The sequence below is a fragment of the Nocardioides sp. NPDC059952 genome (genome assembly GCF_042730435.1).
Taxonomy (GTDB): domain Bacteria; phylum Actinomycetota; class Actinomycetes; order Propionibacteriales; family Nocardioidaceae; genus Nocardioides.
Genome location: NZ_JBHWLY010000139.1, coordinates 1 through 3,961, shown reverse-complemented (window position 1 = coordinate 3,961; position 3,961 = coordinate 1). Strand labels below are relative to the sequence as shown.

Sequence of the window (3,961 nt, the reverse complement as noted above, 5' to 3'; positions counted from 1 at the left end):
GGACTGACGCTCGGCCGGGTGGTCGTGCTGGACACCGGCGGTGAGGTCGTGGTCGACGGCATCGACCCCGACCTCGATCCCGACCCCTCCGCCGCTCAGACACGGGAGGACCGGTGACGGCGCTCCTGGTCCTGCTCGGCGGCGCGATCGGCGCTCCGGCGCGCTACCTGACCGACCTCTACGTCCGTGAATGGATCGGCGGCGACTTCCCCTGGGGGACGATGGTGGTCAACGCCGTCGGCTCGCTCGTGCTCGGTCTGCTGTCCGGAGCGGCGGCGGGCGGCGTACTTCCCGGGTGGGTGCTCACCCTGGCGGGAACCGGCTTCTGCGGAGCGCTGACGACGTTCTCGACGTTCTCCTACGAGACCGTCCGCCTGGCCGAGAACGGGCAGTGGCGATCGGCCGGGCTGAACGTCGTCGGCTCACTCGCGGTCGGCATGGCCGCGGTCAGCCTCGGCTGGCTGATCGGATCGGCGTTCTAGGCCCAGCCGAGCTGGTGGAGCTTCTCGTCGTCGATGCCGAAGTGGTGGGCGATCTCGTGGACGACGGTGATGCGGATCTCGGCGGCCAGGTCGACCTCGTCCTCGCACATCCGCTGGAGAGGCTGGCGGAAGATGAAGATCCGGTCAGGCAGCGTGAGGCCGTAGAGGTCGTTGCGATCGGTCAGCGCGACGCCGTCGTAGAGACCGAGGGTGTCTTGGGGCTCGCCCTCCGGCGGCCACTCCTCGACGAGCACGACGAGGTTGTGCACCTGGGCGGCCAGCTCGTCCGGAATGGCGTCGAGTGCCTGGTCCACGAGTTCGTTGAAGCGCTCTGGGCTTATCTCAGTCCCCACAGAGGACATTCTGCCGGGTGACAGTTACCGCTATGCAACTGCTTCCGAAGTATTTTTCCGAAGGTTTGCGCGAGCCTGGCGCTCCAGGTCCCGCTGGTGGAGCTCTCCGTTGCGCGGGCGGCCGCGGGTGCGCTTGCGCGCGACGACGATTCCCTCGTAGAAAACCTCCCCGCCCCACACGCCGTGCGGCTCCTGCCGGGCGATCGCGCCCTGCAGACAGGAGCGCTGCAGCGGACACGTACGACACAGCTCCTTGGCACGGTCCGCGTCGACGCTGGTCGCGGCGAACCACAGATCTCCGTCCTCGATGGCGCACGGCAGCTCGCTCCAGTGCACGCCGGTCGTCTCTCCTGCCGTCGCCACAGGCGAACCAGTCATCACAGCCCCATCCCCTCGCTGATCCCCGTCGTCAGGGATACCCACAGAAGAGGGTGGTCTGATGGCCTGTCAGTTTTCTGTCAAGAGGCAGGTGCTTGAATCGGTCACGCAGAGTTGAGGTGTCATCTACATCAGGGGATTCCACAACATCGCGACCCTGCTGGTACAAACTGTCCACACTAGAGGGAGTAAGGGCTAGGGTTTGCGAACATGCGCTCAATGAAAAGGGCCTCGGCGTCCATCACCGTAGGCCACCGACCCGTGGAGGATTTCCACCGACGGATGGCGCATGATCCCAACAGTCGAGCCATCGCCTCGGAGACCCGCGACTGGCTCCTGGTGAAGTCCCTGTTGCAGCCCGGTGAGGTCCAGTGGGCCCGGGTCGCGGTCAAGTTTCCCCACGAGGGGAATGCCTCGGGTCACGCCTTCCTGACCGACCGCCGGGTGATGTTCGAGTTCCACGAGCGCGTCTTCTCCGTCAACCTGGCCGTGCTCACCTTCATCGGCGTTCCTCCGCCGCCCAGCCTCGGCGACTTCATCATCGAGGCGTTGGTCCCCGGATCGTCCTACTCCACGACGATGAAGATCCGGGACAAGGACGCCTTCCACGACTTCTTCCCGACTCTCGACTACGCCGCGCGAGCCGCCGGCGCGCAGGTGAACGTCGACACCAACTGGGGTGGCGAGTACGGCGCGGGCAGCGCCTACGGCCAGCCCACCCCCAACAGCTACGGCGTCGCGCCGGCCCCGGGTTCCTACCCGAACCCGGGTTCCTACCCGAGCCAGGGCTCCTACCCGAACACCGGCTCCTACTACCCCAACCAGGGCCCGTACGGCACCAACACCGGTTCCTACGGCCAGGCGCCGAACACGGGCACCCAGCGCGCCGTCGGCAGTGCCTACGGCAACCCGCAGGGAGCCCAGCAGCGCGCCCGCGAGGAGGCCGCGCTGATCGAGGCCAACCTCGCCCAGGCGCTCCCCGCCTTCCTGCACGAGGGCGAGTCGATCCTCGCCGGCGCCGACATGATCCAGAACATGACCGACGTCGAGATGAAGGTGATGGCCACCGAGTCACGCCTGATCGTCGTCGAGGGCAACATCCTGTGGGCCTCCCCGCTGGATCACACCCACGTCATCTACGCCGGTGGCGAGCGCAGCCATCTGCGACTGCTGGCCGAGCGGGTCACCGAGACCATGGCGCTGACCCCGGGACCGCCGAGCGCAAACCCGTCCGACCGGCGCCGCCTCGTCCTTCGTACGCTGCGCGACGCCGCCGCCGGCGAGCAGCTGCACAACCACCTGACCACCAACGGCGGCCAGGTCTTCGACGCCTGGCCCGAGTAGTCGGACGCTGCCTACGAAGCACTTCTACATACGACGAGAGCCCCAGCCAAGTGGCTGGGGCTCCGTCTTTGCTGCTGAGATCTCGACACGCGGTTGCGGCTTCGCAAGCTCAGCCGCACGCTCGCTCGATCTGACGCTCCGCGCCGACTCCACTCCTTCGTCGTGGAGTCGGCTGTCGCGTCAGTCCTGCGGGTTGAAGAACAGGCCGAGCGCGACCGCCCAGACCAGGTGCCACAGGTAGACACCCAGGACGGTGCCCCACCCGAGGTTGATCGAGAAGAAGCCCGGGTCGATGCCGATGACGTCCTCGGGGTGCAGGGCCGGGATCCACCAACCGCAGGAAGCAGTGGCGAGGAACATCCCCATGCCGAGCGAGCGCGCGAGGTTGCTCGAGGTGGTGTGCGTCTTGCCGAGCCACGGGAAGATCACCAGAGCGTAGGCGAGCGCGAAGACCATGCCGTTGAAGTAGTGGAAGCCCATACCGGCGAACCACTGCGAGACGGCGAAGCCGGCCTCGTTGGCAGTGGCGTTCGGGGTCAGGATGACGCCGTTGAAGAACGCGAAGTCCAGCGGGCCCTCCATGATGCCGAGGCCGTAGATCCAGTAGCCGAACATCGTGGCGAGCTGGGTCGCACCGAAACCGGCGACGAGCGCGCCGATGAGGCGGTTGTTGTTGACGAACTGCGGCCAGTGCGTTCCGGTCGTCTGCGCCATCACGGCCGGCTGCTGGATCGCCGGCTCCTGGTACTGGGGCTGGGCCTGGGACTGCTGCGGACGCTGGTCCCAACCAAGGGCGGGGGGCTGCTGCTGCGCGGGCGCGGCCGGGGTGCGGTAGGCACCGTTCGTCTGCATCCGTGACGCAAGCTCGTCCGCACTCGCCGCATGGGGCGGCCGATGCGGGTAGTACGACGACATGGTGGTGTTGCCTCCTGAGTACCGAACGTCTGAGTCGTTCCCCCGTGCCCTGCCGATTTGCGACGTCGACACAAGCGGCAGAATCCTCTCACGAGAGGACAGCAGCCCGCACGTTACCGCCAAATCGGCTTATATCCCACACGGTCGAACGGCCCGAACCGGGGGTGAGATCGAGGGATCTCCGGCCCGAGACTCCTGCCGAAGCAGGACGACCACCCTCCCACGCTCGAGGCTCCCCGCGCTCGCCACGGCCCGGCGTGTCCCACCCTCCCAGAACCACACCCGACTCACGAGTCACACCAACGGAAACAAGACCCTCCAGCCACAGCGAACCGGCCTCTGCTGGTCGAGCCGCGAGCGCAGCGAGCGTGTCGAGACCAACACGGTCACGTTCGCACTCCATCGCACCGTGTTTGTCTCGACACCCCACCGCCCAGCGGCTCCCGCGGGGCGAACCGCCGACGGACCCGTCACACACACCCCAGAGGG

5 protein-coding genes are annotated in these 3,961 nt (G+C 67.2%); 2 read left to right on the top strand and 3 right to left on the bottom strand.

The genetic code is table 11. The features are described from left to right. The first annotated feature begins 113 nt into the window (after nucleotides 1–113). The gene (crcB, locus tag ACFV9G_RS29685) at nucleotides 114–482 is read left to right on the top strand and encodes a fluoride efflux transporter CrcB (protein ID WP_378733059.1); all 369 of its coding nucleotides are present in this window, start codon (nucleotides 114–116) and stop codon (nucleotides 480–482) included. Here the strand turns inward: crcB and ACFV9G_RS29680 are convergent. Further along, nucleotides 479–844 (bottom strand): metallopeptidase family protein, encoded by a 366-nt coding sequence (locus ACFV9G_RS29680; RefSeq protein ID WP_378733057.1) that lies wholly within the window; start codon nucleotides 842–844, stop codon nucleotides 479–481. The genes crcB and ACFV9G_RS29680 overlap by 4 nt on opposite strands. Before the next feature lie 21 nt (nucleotides 845–865). Continuing rightward, nucleotides 866–1,213 (bottom strand): WhiB family transcriptional regulator, encoded by a 348-nt coding sequence (locus ACFV9G_RS29675; RefSeq protein ID WP_378733055.1) that lies wholly within the window; start codon nucleotides 1,211–1,213, stop codon nucleotides 866–868. Nucleotides 1,214–1,495: 282 nt separating this feature from the next. On the opposite strand from ACFV9G_RS29675, the gene ACFV9G_RS29670 reads away from it, so the two are divergent. After that, entirely contained in the window at nucleotides 1,496–2,557 is a 1,062-nt protein-coding gene (locus ACFV9G_RS29670; protein WP_378733053.1) for a hypothetical protein, read from the top strand. A 180-nt stretch (nucleotides 2,558–2,737) separates the two neighbouring features. Here ACFV9G_RS29670 and ACFV9G_RS29665 read toward each other — a convergent pair whose 3' ends face one another. Continuing rightward, entirely contained in the window at nucleotides 2,738–3,472 is a 735-nt protein-coding gene (locus tag ACFV9G_RS29665; protein WP_355019591.1) for a hypothetical protein, read from the bottom strand. Nucleotides 3,473–3,961: the final 489 nt, after the last annotated feature.

Excerpts from the sequence above, each read along its gene's own strand:
- ACFV9G_RS29680 (WP_378733057.1), bottom strand. The coding sequence starts at position 844 with ATGTCCTCTGTGGGGACTGAGATAAGCCCAGAGCGCTTCAACGAACTC.
- ACFV9G_RS29675 (WP_378733055.1), bottom strand. The coding sequence starts at position 1,213 with ATGACTGGTTCGCCTGTGGCGACGGCAGGAGAGACGACCGGCGTGCAC.
- ACFV9G_RS29665 (WP_355019591.1), bottom strand. The coding sequence starts at position 3,472 with ATGTCGTCGTACTACCCGCATCGGCCGCCCCATGCGGCGAGTGCGGAC.
- ACFV9G_RS29670 (WP_378733053.1), top strand. The coding sequence starts at position 1,496 with ATGGCGCATGATCCCAACAGTCGAGCCATCGCCTCGGAGACCCGCGAC.